Here is a 21,775-nt window from a genome sequence, read left to right on the forward strand (position 1 = left end):
AAAAATATAAAAACGCGGATTTAAAATTTATCGATAAATGGAAAATCTCACCACATTTTTTGGAGGGATTCTACATGAAAAAAAACACAATTAAACACACGATCATCATTGGTTTCATCAGTATTTTAAGTATTACACTGTTGATTGGCGGATTTATTTTTACTGATGCGGCTAGCCGATTGAATCACTTGAATAGTGAACCACGAAAAGCCAAAGTCACATTAATAAAAAATGTTCCCACAGGCAAAGAACTGAGTCAGCTTACGACTAACTCTAAGAAAAAACAAAATAAAGAAAAAGTAGTTGCCGTCAATACTTCTAAAGATACCACTGCGCCAACTATTACAGCCCCTGAAGAAACTGTTGAGCAAAATGAACAAGTCGATATTTTTGAAGGTGTCACTGCTAGTGATAGCAAGGACGGAGACGTTACGGAAAAAGTTGCTTCTACTGAAACTTTGGATACTTCAGTCATTGGAACACAGACTATCCATTTCTCTGCTACTGATGCCAGCGGTAATACCGGGGTTGCCGAAAGAACATTTCGGATTGTGCCAAAAAGTGAACCAGAAGCTGATCTACAATCAGTACAACCTGCTGTAGCACAAGCTGAACCACCTGTTGAACCAGCTCAAGCTGAACCGCTGAGTGCTCCTGAACCTCCAGCAGATCCTACCTTTGGAGCTATGACCATTACAATGAACGGGCAAACAATCCCTTATCAAAATGGCGGACAAGGTAGCGGACAAAGCGTGATTGATTCAAATCCCGGAGGTGTTGCTTCTACTTGGGGAGGAGCTGCAGTTCAATCAGGAGATGACGGACAAAATACTCATTTTATCGGTCATAATCCTGGTGCCTTTTCAACTGTCTTCTCACTAGGTGCAGGCAGTCAAATCGTCGTTACCGATGCAAATGGAACTCCTACTACTTACACTGTGCGGACACTGCTTCAACTAGACGACTACGGAACAGAGGTTGGTAGTGGTACCAATTACTGGGATTTGACGGTTGACACTGGCGGAGGTGAACGAATCACACTACAAAGCTGTGTTAATGATGATATCAATCTATTTGTGATTGCTTATAAGTAGTCAAATAAACAATAAAAGCATCAGCGAGAAGTTATCTCGTTGATGCTCTTTCTATCAGTTCTGTCGCAATCGTGATTTTTCTTGCTACAGGTGTCTGTGTGTGAATCAATGAGAAAATCGTTTCAATGGCCAATTCGCCCATCCATTCCGTATGGATCTTAATCGTTGTTAGCGGTGGACTAACGTATTTTGCCACACTGATATCATTGAACCCAATTACTGAAATGTCCTCTGGTACTTTATAACCCACTTCTTGGATTGCTTTTAAAGCTCCAACAGCGAGAGCATCGCTAGACGCAAAAAACGCACTTGGAAAATCACTTGGGTGCTGCTGCAAAAATTGCTTCGTCACGTCGTACCCACTAGCAACAGTAAACGGTCCAGTTAAAACATAGGCATCATTCAGCATATTTTTAGGACCCAAAATTTCTTTAAAGATCGTCAGTCGTTTGTCCTCAAGCAATTCATTACTTTCCCTAGTATATTCTTGACCTGCAATAATGCCGATTTTTTGATGCCCATGCTCAATAAGATAATTTAAAACAGCAGACATACTTTGGTAAAAATCAATGACTAAAGAATTATAACCTAAATAAAGCGCGTCAAAGTCAACAAACAAAAGATTGGCATTCATTTCAAACATAAAATCAGCTTGTTCTTTAGTGAATTTTCCTAGTGCAATAAGTCCGTCTGAAACTTCTGTGCTCAGTTCTTCTAACGAGCGCTTGACTAATTCAAGCCCAAGTTCTTCGGCTTTCTTTTCAATTCCTAAACGAATAGAAAGATAGTAGATATCTTCTAGTTCTTCCGCTTCGTCATACCATTGAACCAATATAATTTTAGCTTTAGTCGTTTTACTATTCTTTTTGTGTTTCGTATAATTTAATTCTTCAGCAGCTTCAAATACTTTTTGCTTGGTCTCGATTCCAGCAGAAAGATCTGGATCATAGTTTAGGACTCTAGAAACTGTTGCTGGGGAGACACCTGCTAATTTTGCAATATCTTTGATTGTCGCCATCTGTTCACCTGCCTTCTTTTACAAACTTACAACCTATCGATAAAGCGTTTAAACGCTGCTTGACCTTCTGGTGTTCGCTTGTAAACACCAGCATCCGCTAAGACCTGGGCAAAAATTTGGCCGACTTCTTTTTGGATGATTTCTTCTACATTTTCTTCGTTAAATGAATAAGTATTTTTCATTTGATCGGCCCATGGCTTGTGATAATCCGCTAATTGATTTTCTTTCGCTAAAACATAATTTGCGACTTCTTTTAATTCTTCATTCAAACGAGGCGGTAACACAGCTAATCCCATTACTTCGATCAAACCAATATTTTCTTTTTTAATATGTTGAACCTCTTGGTGGGGATGGAAAATGCCATTTGGAAACGCTGATGAAACATTATTATCCCGTAAAACTAGGTCTAGCTCAAATAACGATCCCTTCCGACGCGCAATCGGAGTAATGGTGTGATGAGGTGTCCCATCAGCTGAAAATGCTCGAACGGAGACCAACTCATCAGAATAGTTCTGCCACTTAGCCAATATCAAGGCAGCTGCTTCAATTAAATCTTCTGAGTTAGGGCTTTGTAGCCGAATCACAGACATCGGCCATTTGACGATTCCAGCGTTCATCAAGGGATACTCATTTAATTCAAAATACTGTTCGATCTCTGCCTTCTCCATCGGAAAAACATGTCGTCCTGCTTGATAATGATCATGACTTAAGATCGAACCGCCAACAATCGGCAAGTCCGCATTAGAACCCACGAAATAGTGCGGCAATACTTCTGTGATTCGGACTAAACGACGAAATGTTTCTTTTGAAATCACCATTGGGCGATGTTCTTCTGATAAAATGATTGAATGCTCATGATAATAGGCATAAGGGGAGTATTGAAACCCCCAGCTTTCCCCATCTAAATTCATCCGAATGATTCGATGATTCGTTCTAGCTGGATAATTTGTCCGTCCCTTGTAACCTTCATTTTCCATACATAAAACACATTTTGGATAATCTACTTGAGTCACTTGACGTTGGGCTGCGATTTCTTTTGGATCTTTTTCTGGTCTTGATAAATTGATCGTGATCTCTAACTGACCATACTCAGTTTCTGCCGGAAAAACAATATTTTTTGCAATTGCACGTGTCTTGATGTAATCATTTTCTTGACTTAATTTATAGAAGTAATCGGTCGCGTCTGCTGGATCTTTTTCATAATATTGAGCAAAAAGAGCATTGACGACTGAAGGTGGTGGCGTAAGAAAATCCATCAATTGTGCTTCAAAAATTTCTAAATCAGCTGACGTTTCTTTCACTATGTCATTTTTTTTAGCTTGAGCAACTAATTCATCCATTAACTCCAAGGAAGACTTTTTCACTACTGTGGGAGAAATAGCATCTAATGACTCTTCACCAATTGCTGCAAGTACACGATTTTGCAAATAAAGACGATCCAACTCCATCCAGCCACCTGCTTGAATGGCCAACGTTACAAAATCGGTAATAGTTTGACTAATTGACACAACGTTTCCTCCTAATTTTAAAAGCGGAACAAATCGGTTAATCCTGTAGAAAATTAGGTAATTGGCTTTGAAACGTTCTTTGTTTCACTGACAATTTGTCTATTTTCCTAAGGTTTGATTTGTGCAGCTAGATAATTTAAAAGTGTAGCGGGCTCGTTCAGCCTTGAATGGAAAATAGGAAAAATTGATTGAGATGCTTTTTGTCTCATTCAATTTTTATCTTTTTCCCGAAGACCTTCACTCCTTAGAGCTTTAGCTCTTAGGAATTGTTGAGATCGAAGCAGAGCGTAGTGCTGGCCCGTGGAACTAGATAACATTAAAAGCTGAACAGGCTCGTTCAGCCTTGACCGGAAAATAGAGAAAACTGACTGGGACGCTCTTTTGTCTCACTCCATTTTTATCTTTTTTCCGAAAGGCTAGCCTGTGAAGCTGGACAATATACCCTAACAACATTCCCCTTCATCAGAATTATTCATACCCTTTCGGATGACTAACATGCCAATCCCAAGCGGTTTTGATAATCTGGCTGATATCTGTGACTTGAGGCTGCCAAGCTAAGATATTTTTTGCTTTTTCACTTGAAGCAACAAGTCTGCTCGGATCACCTACACGACGCGGTAGCACTTTAGCTGGTATTTCTTTGCCAGTTACTGCTCGAGCTGCTTCCAGTATTTCCTTGACTGAATATCCGGTGTTACTTCCTAAATTAAAGACATTGCTTTCATTACCTTTTTGTAAATAGTCTAAAGCTGCAATATGGGCTGCAATCAGATCGGCTATATAAACATAGTCACGAATACAGGTGCCATCAGGTGTATCATAATCATCACCATAAATCCCTAAATATTCTCTTTGGCCTAAAGCCGTTTGTAAAATGATCGGAATCAAATGCGTCTCTGGATCATGGTCTTCACCGATTGTAGCATCAGATTTAGCACCAGCTACATTAAAATAGCGCAACGCAACATAGCGTATACCATATGCTTGGTCACACCATTTCATCATTTTTTCCATCATTAACTTACTTTCACCATATGGATTTTCTGGATTAGTTGCCATCGTTTCTACGATCGGCATCTCTTTTGGTTCCCCATAGGTTGCAGCAGTTGAAGAGAATACAATGTTTTTTACGCCAAACTCTTTCATTACTTCCAGTGCGATTTGAGTTCCGTAAACGTTGTTATTAAAGTATACTAATGGTTTTTCTACCGATTCGCCGACAAGTGAACTTGCAGCAAAATGGATCACACCATCAATTGTTTCTTTTTGAAAGACTTTTTGCATAAAAGGTTTATCTCTAATATCCCCTTGGTAAAAGGTTGCCTTTTTATGAATTGCCTCTTTATGTCCTGTCAAAAGATTATCAACAACAACCACTTCATATCCTTTACTAATCAGCTGATCCACCGCGTGAGAGCCAATATACCCAGCTCCACCTAAAACTAAAATTGACATATTACTACCTCCATATTTAAATCTATCAGAATTCAAAATCCTTTTTACGCACTCTCTATTTTACAGCTTTCTAGCCCCATCATCAACATTAGCCATATAAAAATCTGCTGGGTAACCAATCTTCTCTTGATAGACTTGCCCTACTTGTTCGATAAAATCTGCTAATTCGCTTTCCTTCACCAACGCAATCGCACATCCGCCAAAACCCGCGCCCGTCATTCTGGCTCCTAGCACACTAGAAAGCTTTTGTGCGGTATTCACCAATGTATCCAATTCAATTCCTGTCACTTCATAATCATCTTTTAAAGACGCATGAGAAGCATTCAGTAATTCTCCAAAGCTTTTCAAATCATTTTTTACGAGTGCTTCTTTTGCCTTGATCGTGCGCTGGTTTTCAGTTACTGCATGCTTTGCACGGCGGATCAATTTTTCATCTGCAATAATCGCTTGATGTTGCTCAAAACTCTCTTGTGTAAGCTCACCCAATGACTTGATTGGTAAAACGGTTTGCAAGCGGCTTAAAGCTAATTCACATTCCGCCCGACGTTCATTATACTTTGAGTCCGCTAATTCTCGACGTTTGTTTGTATTCATGATCGCAATCACATATTCACCAAAGTTTGCCGGTACCAATTCATAATCTAATGTATTGGTATCTAATAAAATAGCTTGATTCTTTTGTCCCATACCAATCGCAAATTGATCCATAATACCTGAATTTACACCAATAAAATGATTTTCTACACGTTTTCCAGTGATGACTACGTCCAGCATTTTGATATCTAAATCAAAAAGATCCTTTAACACAACCCCGGTCAACAGCTCGATCGAAGCGGATGAAGAAAGACCAGCGCCGTTTGGAATTGTACCGTAAAAAAGAAGATCCAATCCATGATCAATAGCATAACCATTTTCTATTAAATAATGAATCATCCCCTTAGGATAATTTGTCCAATCATGTTCTTCCTTGTAAGTTAAGTCAGCTAAAGAAAGTTCGATAATCCCCAAATCCGAAAAATTTTCTGAATAAAAACGGATAACTTGATCTTCTCGTTTACGAGCAACACCATAAGTCCCGATTGTAATAGCCGCCGGAAAAACATGCCCGCCATTATAATCAGTGTGTTCACCAATCAAATTAATTCTCCCAGGTGCAAAATATACCTCTTCAGAAGTTACCCCAAATACAGAATAAAACAATTCTTTCAATTCATTTTCCACAATTGTCACCTCTTCATTCTTTTTAGTAAATTAATTATAAAACATTTACTAAATTTTTACAAATTATTTCGTAAAACGATTACAAAACCACCTCTTAAAAAGAAAAAATAGGCTTATGACACAAAACATTATAAACATATCTTCCTGTTTTTCAATCAACACTGGCCAAAACTACAGCGCTTTCATTACTATCTATTGGATTTTTTTCTGACTTTAGTTCATAATAGAGATGTGTAACTAACTGAGAGGAGAGACTTATATGAAAAAATTTATTTCAGGTATGCTTGTAGGCACAGCCGTAACTTGTGCCGCTGTAGTTGGCTTTGCCGCTACTATCAAAAAAACCGTTCTTGATCCGATTGAAGAAAAAGAAGACATGATCGAGGAAAACCGTAAAAAAGCAATGCGTAAACGCATCTCTCGATAATAGGAAAAGTGGAACACGTTTGTTCAGATCCTGAGCGATATAAGAGAAATAATTTTAACAGGGTACTTTGCCCTGTGAATTATTTGTCGTTATCGCCGATGGATCTAACGTGTGCAACTAGATCAAGAAAAGCGGAATAAACCGCTTAACTCTGACAGAAAAATAGAAAATCCTGTTTGTGATGTTCTTTATCACGAACAGGATTTATCTTTTTTCCGAAGAGTTGGTTTACGCAGCTGGATCATAGGAAAAGCGGAGCAAAGCGCTTTGCCCTCTTGAAAATTAGGAATCTGTATGGGGAACGCCTTTTGTTCCATGTACAGGTTATCTATTTTCCTAGAGGGCTGCTTTGTGTAGCTAGACACTAGAAATACACATCAACAAAATCAATTAAACAAGCCAAAAATCGCTTGAACTTTCACAGCAATTTTTGGCTTGTATTTTACTTAGATAGCCTTTATTTTCCAAACAAAATTCCGACAAAGCTCAAACCATCATACAAAAAATGACAGATCCAGCTGATCCAAACACTGGAAGATTTCTTCCATACATAATTTAGAGCCAAACGGACAGGCATAAGCGTAATCAAAAGCTGAGCTATATGAAAACCATATGCTGGTATATGCCATAGTGCAAACAGCACCCCACAAATTAAGCTCGCCCATTTAAATGAAACACCTTTAGCTTCAAGCGCTAAGATTAAATTGGTACTCAATAGTTCTTCACCTAGCAACATGATCGGAATTTGTGTGAAAATCATCTGCTTTGTCAACACGTCACTGATAGAATTTGTTGTTGCTTGCCCAATAAACGTTTTAAAAACTATGCCGGAAATTATACCGACCACGAGCACCAACGGAATGCCATACAGTAAGACTGTAAATTTAAACTGTTTAAACTGCTCTAAAAAAGGACTTTTTAAAAGAAAAAAACCTGCTAGAAAACTAAACGAAGCATTCCAAATAGTTCCTAAAAATTGGACACTATTTTCTGGAAATAATACGGGAATAAATTGATAGCTGATCCCAATCAAAAGGGTAACAAGGAATAACAACTCCGGACGGACAGCCGCCTTAGTAGATGGTTCATTTGATTTTCTCATACATCCAACACTCCTTTTTCATATAATAATAGCAATGAATATCCCCTAGTTTATATGAAAATCCCTAAATTTAAAAGAAAGTCGCTTGCAGAAAAAAATCCCCCTACGCTCAAGTATATACTCATTTCAAAACTATCTTCTTCCCTCTATGCTTCAAAAATAGTGCTCGCAATCACATCTGCTTCACGTAGATTCCAAGGATCAGTTCCAGGTCTTGATGTTGCTGCAGTCAGCCAATGAATTCCTTCTGTTGGAACCCCATAACAAAACAATCCTACAATCGTTTTTCCAGCTTTAGACTGTACTTGATTTGTTTTATAATCGACTAAAAGTGCCCCTGTTTGATACAATTCTCCATTGGCTAATTCCAGCTCATGCAGTCCTGCCATTTCTTCTCTTAACAGCTGCTGGACCAGAGGATTTAAACTGATTTGATTCGCCGTTTTTGGTAGTCTTGCTTCTAGTAAAAAATGGGCCTGATATTTTTGAACGGGATTTTTTGCTGAATATGCAACGAATTCACCTTTTCCTGTCTCAATCTTCATTCCTGGTTCAAGCATTGTGACAACACCAGCATCAATCAACGCTTTTAATTCAGCCGTCCGTTCTAGCGGCGGACCAATCGATAGAAACGCATTCAACGGAGTAAACCAATCCCATAGCCATTTTTTATAATCATCATCAGAAAATAGCTTTTGATCCAAAGTAAAACGAACTTCGTCTCGCAAATCCTTGAGACTATCTAATGCTGTACTAAATGGTCCAGATAAATTGCCTTTTGTAGATTCTTTAAAATCCCATTCTAAATATCTGCTAATGAACGATCGAAACGATTCAGCCTCTGTTATTTCTTGATCAGGTTGCTCAATGATCGACCAATCCCAATAGTCAGTTTCAGCAATACTATATTTTTCTAAAATCGAACTGGCTCCCTTTGTTCGAATGAATTCTTCGCAAAAACGCACCTGATTAACTTTAGGGTAACGTTCTTTGAGCAATGCTGAATAGTATGCAAACTCAACTTCTTTTTTTAAAAGCTCAAAAAACTGTTCAGCGGAAAATCGTTCTTTTCTTTTAAACTTATTCAAACTTTTTTCCTTCAGAAAACGAGGCTGATATTCTTTTCCATAGCCTTTTTGATTAACTCCTCTAGCATGATAAGGCATTCCACGTCTGGAACCTACAATGATCTTAGGCTCTTTACCCGAGCAACGATAAATTAATTTCCCCTGCTCCTCTTCAAAATGACCACCACGATCACTGGTCAATAAAGTAAGATAATCAAAGAATACTAAGCCAAGTCCCCTAATAATAACTGGAGTTTGGTCCGTGATGGCTTCAAGATGAGCATCTGCTGCATTTTTAGGTGATGAGTAAAATAAACGATGCTCACTAGCATAGGACGCTAACTCTTTTTCACTTCTCGTCAGTTCAATTTCTTGATGTCCTAAAGCTAAGATAACAGTGTCCGCTGTAGCTTCTACTGCTTTGGTATAAACTAAAAACTTTTCATCTTGCTTTTTCACCGCTCTGACAGTGTCTTTAAAAAACTTTACTGAGGTTTGTTCAGTCATTCTTGTTTGGACATACTCATAAAACCATTTTTGATATAAGCCATAAAAGACGCGTGAACAGTGATCATTAGGTCCCAAGCTTGCACATTCTTCTAGAAGTTTTTGTTTATTTTCAACATTATTTTGTTTGATAAAAACTGCCGCTTCATGTTGGGCCCATTCATATAAGTTTGGCCCTTTAGCTATAGGTCCCTTAGTACTCAACGTTTCATCGGTAAATAAAGTAACATGGGAAGCTACTGAATTCATCAACAGCGATAGCGGCTGATCTTCCCGCCATACCTTGCCACCTGGACCATAAGGATCGAACATGGTAATTTGGACTACCTGCTCTTCTCTTGACCATTCCACGATTCGCTCCAACACTGAAAGACCTCGGGGGCCACCACCAACAATCACAATTTTCATTCGCTTCCTCCTTTCAGCTTTTTTCGTTTATTTCTTTGAGCAACTATTTTCTAGCACTTCTTTTAAAACGACCGCATTATTATGGTGTTCATCTTTTGCACTATAGATCAAAGTAAGTGTCTGATACGCTTGCATGATTTGCAAAAGCTCTTGAAATGCAACCTGTGTTTGACCTGATTGTAGTTCTATGACATATTTTTCTCTAAATTCAGGATATTTAGCCACTTCATGATTAAACCACTTTCTAAGCTCGTTGCTCGGTGCAATCTCTTTTAACCACAAATCTAAATGCTCTTTTTCTTTCGACATTCCTCTAGGCCACAATCGATCGACCAATATTCGATAGCCATCAGCAGCATCAGGTTTTGCATACGCTCTTTTTAGTTGGATCATGTTTGTCACCTCATCTTCATTTTAGCGTAATTGAGCAAAAAAGAAACGATTTACGATTTTTCTCAGGAAACAAAAAGCACAGAGAAGGAAACGTTGTCCGTTACGAACCTTCGTCTCCTGCTCTGTACTTGATTAATTATGCATTTTTCTTTTTCGTTTTACCAGTCCAACCTTCATAGCCGCCTTTTAAAATATAAAGATCTTTATAGCCATTTTTACGTAATTGATTGGCTGTCCGAATACTTAATGATTTTTTTTGATCATAAATATAAACAGGTTGATCTTTACGAATCGAATTCAACGTTGTTTTGATCGTTGTATAAGGCATGCTGCGCGCACCAAGAATATGACCTGCATCGAATGAGTCTTTTTCACGGACATCAATGATTTGAGCTTTTCTCATGCCTTCTTTAAATTCTTCTTCTGTGATTGTTTTGGCAGAGCGTTTTGCCATGATTCTAAGATATAATTCATTGATTCCCATTGCTAGTAAAATTGTTAATAAAATTCCATTGATAATCCATAAAACGTTCATTCTAAAATCCCTTTCTTACTCTTTCTCCATGAATTGTAACGCAAGCGATGCAGCTCCGATAACACCGGCTTCATTGCCTAATTGAGCCAATTTAACTTGCGTGCTGGTACGAACTTCTGGGAAAGTAAATTCTTCAAAATATGTTTGGACACGGCTACGTAAAAATTCACCCGCTGCAGAAACCCCGCCGCCAATGACAACACTAGACGGATTCAACGTATTTCCTACATTACCGATTGCAAGACCTAAGAAATAACACACACGATCAACCACCATCAAAGCAAATGGATCATCGGCTTGTGCATAGTCAAAGACATCTTTGCTTGAAACATCTTGACCATCATCAATTGCTTGTTTTAGCTGAGAATCACCGGCATATTCTTCTGACATATGTCGAGCAACTCGTACCACGCCTGTAGCGCTGGAAACGGTTTCAAGGCAACCGCGTTTACCACAAGTACATTCAAACCCACCAGGATCAACGGTTACGTGGCCAATTTCGCCAGCACAACCATTCACGCCGTGTAATAAATTACCTTCTGCAATAATCCCGCCGCCAACACCAGTCCCAAGTGTGATGAAAACAACATCTGGATTGTTTTCCCCAGCACCTTTCCAACGTTCACCTAAAGCGGCCACATTAGCATCATTATCTAATACAAAAGGAATGCCTGTTGCTTCTTCGATTTGTGCTTTTACATTTTGCTTTTTCGTCCAGTTAAGATTATAAGCACCAACTACTGTGCCCTTCTTAATATCGACGCTACCTGGCGTGCCCATGCCGATCCCGATAAAATCCTCATGCTTCATCTCATAAAGAGAAATTCGGTGATTGATTGATTCAATGATATCTGGCACGATATGACGGCCTTCATCTAGAATATTGGTTTCAATACTCCATTTTTGCTGAACATCTCCATTAGTTGTTAAAATCGCAAACTTAATCGTTGTTCCGCCTAAATCAATTCCAATCAATTTCTTATCCATTTACTCGGTTCCTTTCTCAGTCGCTCTGCTTTCTTCAATTCGATGTTCTCTTTGCAAAACACTCCTCGCATGGAGATATGTGTCTCGATCAATCAAGTGACCTTCATAAATATTTTTCAATTCAATCATCATCAACTCGATATCATAAATTCTAGCACCTACATAAATGTAAATGCCGAATTGTTTAAATAACTGCTGTACATCATATAGCGTTTCCATTAAATGCACTTCCTTATTACACAATAGGCTGAGAAAAAAGCGTTTAACTCCGAGAAATAAGAAAAAAATCATAGAAATTGCTCTTCAAATTTTTACGAATTTCTTCTTATTTCCAAAGGAGTTGCATTTTTCTCACCGTTTATCCAGATTAGAGTGAGTGAAGCATTGCTTCACTCACTTCCTTATTATACAAGTAAACCGAATTTTTTAAAACCCAAGACTAGACAAACACCTAACAAAAATACGAAAATGATTCCAGAAATGATCCGTTCATGAATATTGAACTCATCAGAACGATCTGGTACAGCCAATGCAGAGGCAACTAAAAGCCCACCAATCAATCCACCAATATGTCCCATGATATCTACAGAACTGCTAAACAAGTTAAAAACCAAGTTGATTCCAATAAATGTCGCGTAACGTTGAACCATAAATGAAATCGCCGGATTATTTCTAAAATGACGGCCAAGAATAATAAACGCGCCAAATAATCCAAACAATGACGTACTCGCGCCTGCCGAAATACTATTTGGCGAACCAAAAGTAAAGCTAACAATGTTTCCAGCCACACCACTCAGTAAATAAATCAAAAGATAACGCCCATGACCATAAATACTTTCTACTTGTGAGCCCACATAATACAACGTCACCATATTTACCACAAAATGTAGCCAGCCGATATGTAAAAACATCGGAGTAAAAAAGCGCCAATATTCATGTAAATAAAGAATCTCACCTCGGGACATTGCTCCCCAGTTAACCAAAACTTGACCGTTTTCGGACCCACCTGTCAGTTCCATCCCTAGAAAAACAAGCGTCGTGATTCCCAGTAACAGATAAGTTATTAGCGGTTGTTTTAATATTCTTTTTATTTTCATCTGTGTTTGATAATTCATGTGTTCCTCCTAGCTGATAAATAATCGTTTTACAGGCATATCAAAAGATTCTACCTGCCAATTTTCTTGAATCTGTTCACTGAATACCAAACTACATGTTTCTCCTTGATAGTGTTTTAGAAAACGATCATAAAATCCGCCACCAAACCCAATCCGAAACCCCTCATGTGTAAAGACGATCCCAGGCACAACGATTAAATCGATCGTTTTATCAGAAACGACAGATGCATCTTGCGGTTCTTCCACACCAAATCTAGTTTTTTCAAAAATAGTTTCAGGTGTTACGATGTGAAATGTCAACACTCGATTCTTACCAGTGATCGGCATCAACATTTGTTTTCCTTCTTGCCAACCTCTATTAAGTAAAATATGTGTATCAAATTCAAAAGCAAGTGGTTTAGTGATTGCGACCGTTTCCGCATTTTTCCAACACGGATCGTTAAACAGTGCTTGACTGATTTCCTGTTCCTTTTGCACTTTTAATTCTGGATGTTTTTGAAGCCAATTTAAATTTGACAATCCCAGTTTTCTTAATCGTATTTTTTCCACAATCAACCCTCCTGTTCAGAAAAATTCCCCACAATACATTACTTTAATTTTTTACTCCTTGAACTTTTTAACCTTACTCTGTAGTTTATAGAAAAACCCATTAAATAGCAAACAGATTTCTAGTCTTTGACATCAAGATCTAGTTTTTTTTGCAACCAATGACCAATCGCTTTATAGACCTCATTTTTTTCTTCTTCCAGCAAAATCTCATGACGCAAATCGGTAAATAAAACAAGCAACACGTCTCTAATGCCTGCCTCATCTAGTTCCTTTGCAACTTTTCTAGGCCCTTTACCAAAATCCCCTACTGGATCTTGTTCACCACTGATCACTAAAATCGGTAAGTCTTGATCGATATTCTGCGCCCAACCATTACGATTTGCTCCGTCGACCAAACGGAACAACGTATAAAAGCCATTGTTTGTAAAAGTGAAACCCGTTAAAGGATCCTCTTCATAACATCTGACATTTTCTTGATTTTTACTCAACCAATTAAAACTTCCTGCTTCTGGAAATTGCTTACTAAAAGAACCAAAGGCCATTTGATCCAGCCATTTATTTTGCTTTTCTGGCGCCGTTAAATTCAATCCTTTTGTTAGAGAAAGAGCTAAAGGCAACATCGCCGCACTTTTACCAGTGCCCATAAAAATAGCACCACTAAGGTCAGATTTATATACTTGTAAATAGTTACGTAAAGCAAACGAGCCCATACTGTGCCCTAACATAAAATTTGGTAAACCAGGATAATTATTTTCGATCCATTCTTTGATCTGATGGATATCCTCCAATACAAAAGTCACTGGCTCTCCTTGACCAAAATACCCATGTTTTGGTTGATCGTTTGCTACAGATTCCCCGTGCCCTAAATGATCATGACCGACCACAATAAAGCCTAAATTATTTAAATACTTAGCAAAATCATGATAACGCTCAATATATTCTGCCATCCCATGTATGATTTGAACCGTTCCGATTGCCTCTTTCTCAGGCTCCCAGCAGATAAAATGACTTGTGGTTCGTTGATCGGATGACAAAAAAGTATTATGTTTCATATGCTTCCCTCTTCTCAATTGATAGTATTTATTATAAAGTATTCTTAGTAAATGAAATAGTCAAATGTGCATTTTCTTTTAAGATTATTTCTTTTTGGAACAGGAGGACAGCAAAGATGAAACTGCAACTTATTGGTGCCTCTGGTACTGGAAAAAGTACTCTAGGAAACTATATTGCTGAAAAAAAACACATTAAATGGATCGATACTGATGACTATCTTTGGAAAGACAAGACTTTTTCAGAAAATTATCCAATCGAGCAACGTTTAAAACTGTATCATGATGATCGCGAAAAATTTGACCATTTTGTTGTTTCTGGATCAGTATTTTCGTGGAATCCTACTGGTTTTACGGATCGAGATTTGTTGGTCTTTCTCACGATAGATGACGAGCAACGCTTTCAACGCCTAATCAAAAGAGAAATAACTAGAGCAGGTGCCACTTCTGTATGGTTAGATCCACAAGGCAATCAAACGAATGACTTCTTAGATTGGTGTAAAACGTATTACACTGCTAAAGATCCTTCTGATATTGGAACATTTGCCGAACATAGCTATCAAATAGCCCATTCCAAAAGTCCTGTTTTAAAACTCGATAGCAGTCAGCCATTGGATATTTCATATCAGTTGATCAAACAAAAGCTAGAAAAGAACCCTTTATGACAATTAAAACATGTCATAAAGGGTTCTTTTTATTCCTACGGTTGCAAGGTTATCACTGGATTTATTGATTGATCGACTGCAATTTCTTCTGTTCCATAGCGTTCACCCAAGACATACTTAGCCATATGGATCGTGCGATCACTCATACGTTCCAAATTAGATGCTGTATCAATAAACAACACGCCATCAGCGGCTCGTCCTTTACCACTATTCATGATAGAAATATACTTTTTGCGAAGTAGTTTGACCATTTGATCGATTTGTTCTTCCCGACTCAGCATATGAGCAGCCATTTCTTTGTCATCATTTTCAAAAACGATCAAAGAATCACGAATATTTTTTAAAACTTTTTCAAATAAGTCTACCACATCTTCATCATATAAAATCAGTGTATCACGATCAGAAACTTTACCAGCTTTTTTCTCTTTAGCTTTTTGTTTCTTTTCGAGATGGATCGCTTCATTAAGGTTTTGAATAATATTACGACAGTGATCGCCAATTCGTTCTAAATCCTTGGTTAACTCTAACATCATCGTTTGTTCATGACTTTCAGAAATCGTCAATTCTGTTGCTGAAAGTTGTACCAAATATTCAGTCAAACGATTATCCGTATCATTGATCGCCGTCTCATACTGGCTGGCATTTTCCTTGTCGATATTGTCTTGTTTCTCATAATAGGATTTCGTTGCTTCGAAAGCACCCAAAACATATTCACCCATTTGCAATAATTCGATTTTTGCCTGATTCAAAGCTAATGTAGCTGAGCTTTGAATGATTGATTCATTTAAATTTGATGGTTTAAAATCAATGCTTTTATCTTTGCCAGGGATAATTTTCCGGACAAGCCATTCGATTTTGCCGATAAACCAAAACTGGATCAATAAATTAGAAATATTGAATAAACCATGAGCAACAGCAATCTGCATTGCAGGTTTTAAATCCAACAAACTGGACAGACGTACGACGACCGCTGTAAAGGGCGTCAGCAACGTTGTAAAAATAATAGCTCCAACTAGATTAAAGATTACGTGAGAAGCCGCAGTCCGCTTGGCAGCAACACTGACGCCTAACGCTGCAATCACAGCAGTGATTGTTGTACCAATATTGTCTCCAAACAAAATTGGCAGGACTGATTCAATTGCTAAACTGCCTTGACTATACAACTGCTGCAAAATTCCGATCGTTGCACTAGAACTTTGCAAGACCATCGTAAGCAAGCTGCCAATCCCTACGCCGAGAATAGGATGATGAGAAACATCCACCATTAGATCCGCAAACTGAGGCAACGTGCTCAACGGTGCCATCCCTTCACCCATTAACTTTAGTCCATAAAATAAGCAACCAAAGCCAAACAAAATTTGACCTACATTATTGACACGTTCTCTTTTTGAAAAGAATAGCAAAATCGAACCTACACCAATAATCGGCAACGAATACGAACTTAAATTAAACCCGATGATAAAAGCTGTTACTGTCGTTCCAACATTCGCTCCCATAATCACCCCAATTGCCTGGCGTAAAGACATAAATCCAACACTGACCAGTCCCACTGTCAAAACAGTCGTTCCCGAGCTACTTTGAATAATGGCCGTAACAATCAATCCTGCTAATACAGATCTCAGTGGTGTAGATGTAAAGGTATTCAAAATCTCCCGTAACGAATCCCCTGCAGACTTCTGCAGACCATCCCCCATATACTTCATACCAAATAGAAAAATCCCTAAACCGCCGAGAAAAGGAAATAATATTTCTTGATAGGACACACCTGTTCCTCCTTTATTTTAAAAGCGTAGTGGGCTCATTTAGCTCCGACAGAAAAATAGGAAAACATGACCGTGATGCTCTTTGTCACATTCAGGTTTTATCTTTTTTCCGAGGACCTAGCCCATGAAGCTAGATATGGTAAAAGCTGAATGAGCCGTTTAGCATCGACGAAAAATAGGAAAACATGACTGTGATGCTCTTTGTCACATTCAGGTTTTATCTTTTTTCCGAGGACCTAGCCCATGAAGCTAGATATGGTAAAAGCTGAATGAGCCGTTTAGCATCGACGAAAAATAGGAAAACATGACTGTGATGCTCTTTGTCACATTCAGGTTTTATCTTTTTTCCGAGATGATGGCTCATGAAGCTAGATAGATTTAAAAGCGTAGCGGGCTCGTTTAGCCTTGACTGAAAAATAGGAAAAATCGATTGTGATGCTTTTTATCACATTCTATTTTTATCTTTTTTCCGAAAGGCTAGCCTGCGAAGCTAGATATGCTAACAACGTTCCGTTCCGCTTCACCTTGTACTTTTCAACATCAGTTCATTTCTTTCACTGTGTTTCAAAGCAAAAGCTGAATGAGCCGTTTAGCCTTGGCTGAAAAAATCGACTGTGATGTGCTTTACCACATCAACCCCATTTAAGAGTACAGAAAAACCCCCCTCTTGTAAATAAAATATGTATTTTTTTTATAAGAAAATTAGTTAAGTCTTAATCAACTCATCATAAAATACCAAAAAAAGACGTTGAAAGTGACTACTTTCAACGCCTAAACTTACGATAAGAATCAAACCATTAACATATAAACACCGGAAGCAACCGCAGCTCCAATCACTGGTCCAACGATTGGAACCCATGAATAGCTCCAATCAGAGTCCCCTTTTGTTGAAATCGGTAATAATTGATGTGCTACACGAGGACCAAAATCACGGGCTGGATTGATTGCATAGCCCGTAGGTCCACCTAAGGACAAACCAATCGATAAAATCAACGCTCCAACAACTAATGGATTCAATCCATCTGTAAAACTGTGTTGTGAAAATGAAAGTAAGCCTAGAACTAAAACAAAGGTACCAATCACTTCTGTCACCATATTTGCTGGATAATTACGAATTGCAGGTCCTGTCGCAAATGTGCCTAAGATCGCACCTTGATCTTCAGTCGCTTGCCAATGAGGTAGATAGGCCAACCATACTAAAACCGCCCCAACGATTGCTCCAAGCACTTGTGCTACAATAAACGGTACAACTAAACTCCATTCAAAACTTCCTGTCATGGCCATCGCAATCGTCACTGCCGGGTTCAAGTGTGCAGGTCCCATATATCCTGCAACATAAACTGCAATCGTTACAGCCATCGCCCAACCAAAAGCAATTACGATCCAACCAGAAGCTTCCGCTTTACTTTTCTTTAAATTAACTGCCGCACATACGCCATCTCCTAAAAGAATCAAAATCATTGTCCCTAAAAACTCACTGAAAATCTGTGTCATATTTGAAGTATCCATTTTACTTCGTCCCTTCTTTCAATGTACTCAAGTCAGATTCTGCAATTAATTGATTTAGCTCGTTTGTATAGCGTTCTTTTTGTTCGTTGGACCAATCATAATAATGACTCATTTCAGAAATTACACCTTGCTTCACTTCATCTAGCGTGTCTCTCATAAAGAGCAAGTGATTTGTTCTACGCACAAGATAATCTGCTGGTGTCAGTACCATTTCATTTTCTAAAGCGTAATGCAATGCTAAAGTTTCAGCTAAACTTAAACCAGCTATTGGTTCAGTTGTCGTGATTTTCTCAAAAAGTTCCGTCACATTTGCCCCGTATAAGTGAGCAAGATACTCAGCCTCTTCTTGACTCAAGCCTTTTTCAACACCCAATTTTGCAAGATTATTTAATTCAGCTTCTACATTTGCTGCATCAAGATTTCCACCTGAAACAGGATATGTTTTAGAATCAATCAACTCAAACCCACAATTAAATTCTTCTTTCAAAATACGTTGAATTTCTTTCAATGCACCTTCGGCCATCTTACGATAATCTGTAATTTTCCCACCTGATAGTGTCAACAAACCATCTTCTGAGCGTTCTAACAAACTACCACGAGAAACTGCTGAAGGATTTTCTTTGCTTTCAGCCAATGAATCTTCTAAGTGATTCAAGACATTTTCGACATCAAAACGGGTCGCTTTTTGATTCCGGTATTTATCAACGATGTCGATCACTTGATCAAAACTTTCATCAGAGACTTTACCATTGTTTCCACCATTATAATCTGATCCGCCATTTTCTGAAATCAATGGTCTAAGTCCAGCCCAGCTTGCTTCGATATCGTCAATCGTCACATTAGCTTTAGGGTAATGACTATTGACGATTTCTAGCAAGTAATCGACATCTTCTTGGGTAACAGTAGGATGTTCATAATCCCCCGTATAATCCGTGTCTGTTGTGCCAAAATAAGTTTTCTTTTCTCTAGGAACAACGAAAACCATTCGTCCATCATGTTTACCTGTATCAAAATAAGTTGGTTGAGGTACATACAATTTGCTGCTGTCTACGACAAGATGAACACCTTTTGTCGGACGCATTTGTGGCACTAGCTTTTCTTTCATATCCAACCCACGAACTTTATCAGACCAAGGCCCCGTTGTATTGATGACAACTTTAGCTTTGATTTCAAATTGTTCACCTGTCAGTAAATCTTCTGCTTTTACACCAATGATTTTGCCTTGATCGTTTTGAATGAAGCCTACAGCTTTAACTTTACTAACCATCAAGCCACCGTCGAAAGCCGCTCGTTTGATATTTTCGATTACAAGCCGAGCATCATTATTTCTAAAGTCTAGATAAACACCGCCACCTTGTAAGCCTTCACTTTTTAATTGTGGTTCTCTTTCTAACACTTCTTCTTTTGTCAGCGTATAATTCTCATATTTTGTGCCGATCACATTTGCTAAGCGGTCGTAAAGATCCATTGCCACTTTGACCGAAAACATGTTAAATGTCGCTTTCGGCTCATCATAAATGGGTAAAAGCATTGGATCAGGTTTGGGAATGTGAGGCGCAATGGCTTGAACCACTGCACGCTCTTGGACAGTATCCGCAACAACTTCCACATCAAAATTTTTCAAATAACGAATTCCACCATGGACCAATTTAGTCGAACGAGAAGAAGTCCCTTCTGCAAAGTCCTGCATTTCGATCAACCCTGTTTTTATACCAGCAGCACTTGCTTGTAAGGCAACCCCAGCACCTGTAATACCGCCACCAATGATTAATAAATCTAATTCTTCAGACTTCATCTTTTCAATAGATGTTTGTCTTGTTTTGATTGAAAATGACATACTACTCACTTCTTCCCTTTATTTTGATTTATGTTTGAACATTTGTGTGGCAGCGACCGCTTGTTGCCAGCCCTCATATAAATCATCACGTTCTTCATCGGACATTTTTGCTTCAAACACTTGCCCATCTTCGTAAAATTCTTTCAGTTCATCTAAATCTTTCCAAAAACCAACTGCTAAACCTGCTAAAAAGGCTGCACCTAAGGCTGTTGTTTCCAAGTTTTGCGCTTTTTGAACAGATGTATTTAAAATATCTGCTTGGAATTGCATCAACAAATCATTATTAGCGGCGCCTCCATCTACTTTTAAGATGGGAATAGCGATCCCCGTATCTTTTTGCATCGTATCAATGATGTCCCGCACTTGGTAAGCAACTGATTGCAATGTTGCTTTTACAAAATCTTCTCTCGTTGTTCCTCTCGTTAAACCAAACACAGCACCTCTTGCATCTGAGTCCCAATAAGGTGCGCCCAGACCTGTAAAAGCAGGTACGACATAGACTTCGTTTTTGTTGTGTGATTCATTTGCTACAGCTTCTGATTCTGCAGCTGTTTGAATCATCTTCAAACCATCACGTAGCCATTGAACTGCTGAACCAGCAACGAAAATACTTCCTTCCAAAGCATAATAGACTTTACCATTGATCCCATAACCAATCGTTGTTAATAGATTATTATCAGAAAGCTGTGGCTTTTCACCTGTATTCATCACGATAAATGAACCAGTCCCATACGTGTTTTTAACCATTCCTGGTTCAAAAGCCATTTGCCCAAACAGCGCTGCTTGTTGGTCACCTGCCATACCTGAGATGGGAATTTCGCTTCCATAGAAATGATAGTTTTTCGTCAGTCCATAAACTTCAGAATTTGATGTGGCCTTTGGCAGCATTACACGAGGAATGTTTAAAATATCTAAAATATCTTGATCCCAATCTAGATCATGAATATTGAATAACATTGTGCGACTGGCATTGGAATAATCTGTTACATGGGTTTCTCCACCTGTTAATTTCCACACTAACCAAGAATCAATCGTCCCAAATAATAGCTCTCCTTTTTCAGCTCGTTCTTGCGCCCCTTCAACATGATCTAAGATCCAGCGAATTTTTGTTGCTGAAAAATAAGCATCTACAATCAAACCTGTTTTTTCATGGATCATGTCACCATGACCCTCTTCTTTTAGTTGATCAGCAATTGGTGAAGACTGACGAGACTGCCATACAATTGCATTATAAATCGGTAGCCCTGTTTGCTTATCCCATACAACAGTTGTCTCGCGCTGGTTAGTAATACCGATTCCTACGATATCAGAAGGTTTAACGCCTGACTCAATCAAAGCACCTGCAATAACGGATTGAACAGAATTCCAAATTTCATTAGCATTATGCTCTACCCAACCTGCTTTAGGAAAAATTTGAGTAAATTCTTTTTGAGAACTACCAATATTATTCCCTTTTTTATCAAAAATAATTGCTCTTGAGCTCGTTGTTCCTTGGTCGATCGCCATAATGTATTTTTGTTCTGTCATTAGATTTTTCTCCCTCTCTTGAAAACGCTTTATATTTTA

At 38.4% G+C, this 21,775-nt stretch carries 20 protein-coding genes; 3 read left to right on the forward strand and 17 right to left on the reverse strand.

Going from position 1 to position 21,775, the window contains the following annotated elements; translation table 11 throughout:
* Positions 1-74 precede the first annotated feature (74 nt).
* Positions 75-1,094, forward strand: a complete 1,020-nt coding sequence (locus tag RV15_RS08000; protein WP_071877533.1) for an immunoglobulin-like domain-containing protein — start codon at positions 75-77, stop codon at positions 1,092-1,094.
* 31 nt (positions 1,095-1,125) lie between these two features.
* On the opposite strand, the gene RV15_RS08005 is transcribed toward RV15_RS08000, so the two are convergent.
* The 4 genes from RV15_RS08005 to RV15_RS08020 all read right to left on the reverse strand — a co-directional run bounded on the left by RV15_RS08005 (position 1,126) and on the right by RV15_RS08020 (position 6,296).
* On the reverse strand, positions 1,126-2,112 hold the full coding sequence (locus RV15_RS08005; protein ID WP_071877534.1) for a LacI family DNA-binding transcriptional regulator: 987 nt from the start codon (positions 2,110-2,112) through the stop codon (positions 1,126-1,128).
* 26 nt (positions 2,113-2,138) lie between these two features.
* Positions 2,139-3,620: a UDP-glucose--hexose-1-phosphate uridylyltransferase gene (gene galT / locus RV15_RS08010; protein ID WP_071877535.1), complete on the reverse strand. Its 1,482-nt coding sequence runs from the start codon at positions 3,618-3,620 to the stop codon at positions 2,139-2,141.
* A gap of 468 nt (positions 3,621-4,088) precedes the next feature.
* On the reverse strand, positions 4,089-5,075 hold the full coding sequence (gene galE / locus RV15_RS08015) for a UDP-glucose 4-epimerase GalE (RefSeq protein WP_071877536.1): 987 nt from the start codon (positions 5,073-5,075) through the stop codon (positions 4,089-4,091).
* 60 nt (positions 5,076-5,135) lie between these two features.
* Positions 5,136-6,296 (reverse strand): galactokinase, encoded by a 1,161-nt coding sequence (locus RV15_RS08020; protein WP_071877537.1) that lies wholly within the window; start codon positions 6,294-6,296, stop codon positions 5,136-5,138.
* Positions 6,297-6,555: 259 nt separating this feature from the next.
* Here RV15_RS08020 and RV15_RS08025 point away from each other — a divergent pair, with 259 nt between their 5' ends.
* Complete coding sequence (locus RV15_RS08025) at positions 6,556-6,723, forward strand: DUF3042 family protein (RefSeq protein WP_010760505.1); 168 nt, start codon at positions 6,556-6,558, stop codon at positions 6,721-6,723.
* A gap of 457 nt (positions 6,724-7,180) precedes the next feature.
* Here the strand turns inward: RV15_RS08025 and RV15_RS08030 are convergent, their stop codons facing one another.
* From RV15_RS08030 to RV15_RS08070, 9 genes are all read right to left on the reverse strand, one after another.
* Positions 7,181-7,825: a CPBP family intramembrane glutamic endopeptidase gene (locus RV15_RS08030; RefSeq protein ID WP_071877538.1), complete on the reverse strand. Its 645-nt coding sequence runs from the start codon at positions 7,823-7,825 to the stop codon at positions 7,181-7,183.
* A gap of 146 nt (positions 7,826-7,971) precedes the next feature.
* Positions 7,972-9,807, reverse strand: coding sequence for an FAD/NAD(P)-binding protein (locus tag RV15_RS08035; RefSeq protein ID WP_071877539.1), 1,836 nt, complete (start codon positions 9,805-9,807; stop codon positions 7,972-7,974).
* A 27-nt stretch (positions 9,808-9,834) separates the two neighbouring features.
* A complete protein-coding gene (locus RV15_RS08040; protein WP_071877540.1) occupies positions 9,835-10,200 on the reverse strand; it encodes a DUF488 domain-containing protein in 366 nt (121 codons plus the stop codon).
* A 136-nt stretch (positions 10,201-10,336) separates the two neighbouring features.
* Entirely contained in the window at positions 10,337-10,735 is a 399-nt protein-coding gene (locus tag RV15_RS08045) for a rhodanese-like domain-containing protein (protein WP_071877541.1), read from the reverse strand.
* A 15-nt stretch (positions 10,736-10,750) separates the two neighbouring features.
* A complete protein-coding gene (locus RV15_RS08050) occupies positions 10,751-11,722 on the reverse strand; it encodes an ROK family glucokinase (protein ID WP_071877542.1) in 972 nt (323 codons plus the stop codon).
* Positions 11,723-11,941 carry a YqgQ family protein gene (locus tag RV15_RS08055; protein WP_010760500.1) on the reverse strand — a complete coding sequence of 73 codons (219 nt, stop codon included), beginning with the start codon at positions 11,939-11,941 and terminating at the stop codon, positions 11,723-11,725. It abuts the gene before it with no gap.
* Positions 11,942-12,126: 185 nt separating this feature from the next.
* Complete coding sequence (locus tag RV15_RS08060) at positions 12,127-12,837, reverse strand: rhomboid family intramembrane serine protease (protein WP_071877543.1); 711 nt, start codon at positions 12,835-12,837, stop codon at positions 12,127-12,129.
* 9 nt (positions 12,838-12,846) lie between these two features.
* Positions 12,847-13,386, reverse strand: coding sequence for a 5-formyltetrahydrofolate cyclo-ligase (locus RV15_RS08065; RefSeq protein WP_071877544.1), 540 nt, complete (start codon positions 13,384-13,386; stop codon positions 12,847-12,849).
* Positions 13,387-13,505: 119 nt separating this feature from the next.
* On the reverse strand, positions 13,506-14,438 hold the full coding sequence (locus RV15_RS08070) for an alpha/beta fold hydrolase (protein ID WP_071877545.1): 933 nt from the start codon (positions 14,436-14,438) through the stop codon (positions 13,506-13,508).
* Positions 14,439-14,554: 116 nt separating this feature from the next.
* Here RV15_RS08070 and RV15_RS08075 point away from each other — a divergent pair, with 116 nt between their 5' ends.
* Positions 14,555-15,100 (forward strand): shikimate kinase, encoded by a 546-nt coding sequence (locus RV15_RS08075; protein WP_071877546.1) that lies wholly within the window; start codon positions 14,555-14,557, stop codon positions 15,098-15,100.
* 35 nt (positions 15,101-15,135) lie between these two features.
* Here RV15_RS08075 and RV15_RS08080 read toward each other — a convergent pair whose 3' ends face one another.
* The 4 genes from RV15_RS08080 to glpK all read right to left on the reverse strand — a co-directional run bounded on the left by RV15_RS08080 (position 15,136) and on the right by glpK (position 21,736).
* Complete coding sequence (locus RV15_RS08080; RefSeq protein WP_071877547.1) at positions 15,136-16,863, reverse strand: Na/Pi cotransporter family protein; 1,728 nt, start codon at positions 16,861-16,863, stop codon at positions 15,136-15,138.
* Between the two features lie 789 nt (positions 16,864-17,652).
* Positions 17,653-18,372 carry an MIP/aquaporin family protein gene (locus RV15_RS08085; protein WP_071877548.1) on the reverse strand — a complete coding sequence of 240 codons (720 nt, stop codon included), beginning with the start codon at positions 18,370-18,372 and terminating at the stop codon, positions 17,653-17,655.
* A 1-nt stretch (position 18,373) separates the two neighbouring features.
* Positions 18,374-20,209, reverse strand: a complete 1,836-nt coding sequence (gene glpO / locus RV15_RS08090; protein WP_071877549.1) for a type 1 glycerol-3-phosphate oxidase — start codon at positions 20,207-20,209, stop codon at positions 18,374-18,376.
* 18 nt (positions 20,210-20,227) lie between these two features.
* Complete coding sequence (gene glpK, locus RV15_RS08095) at positions 20,228-21,736, reverse strand: glycerol kinase GlpK (protein WP_071877550.1); 1,509 nt, start codon at positions 21,734-21,736, stop codon at positions 20,228-20,230.
* Positions 21,737-21,775 lie beyond the last annotated feature (39 nt).

The sequence above is a fragment of the Enterococcus silesiacus genome (assembly GCF_001886225.1).
Classification (GTDB): Bacteria; Bacillota; Bacilli; order Lactobacillales; family Enterococcaceae; genus Enterococcus_L; species Enterococcus_L silesiacus.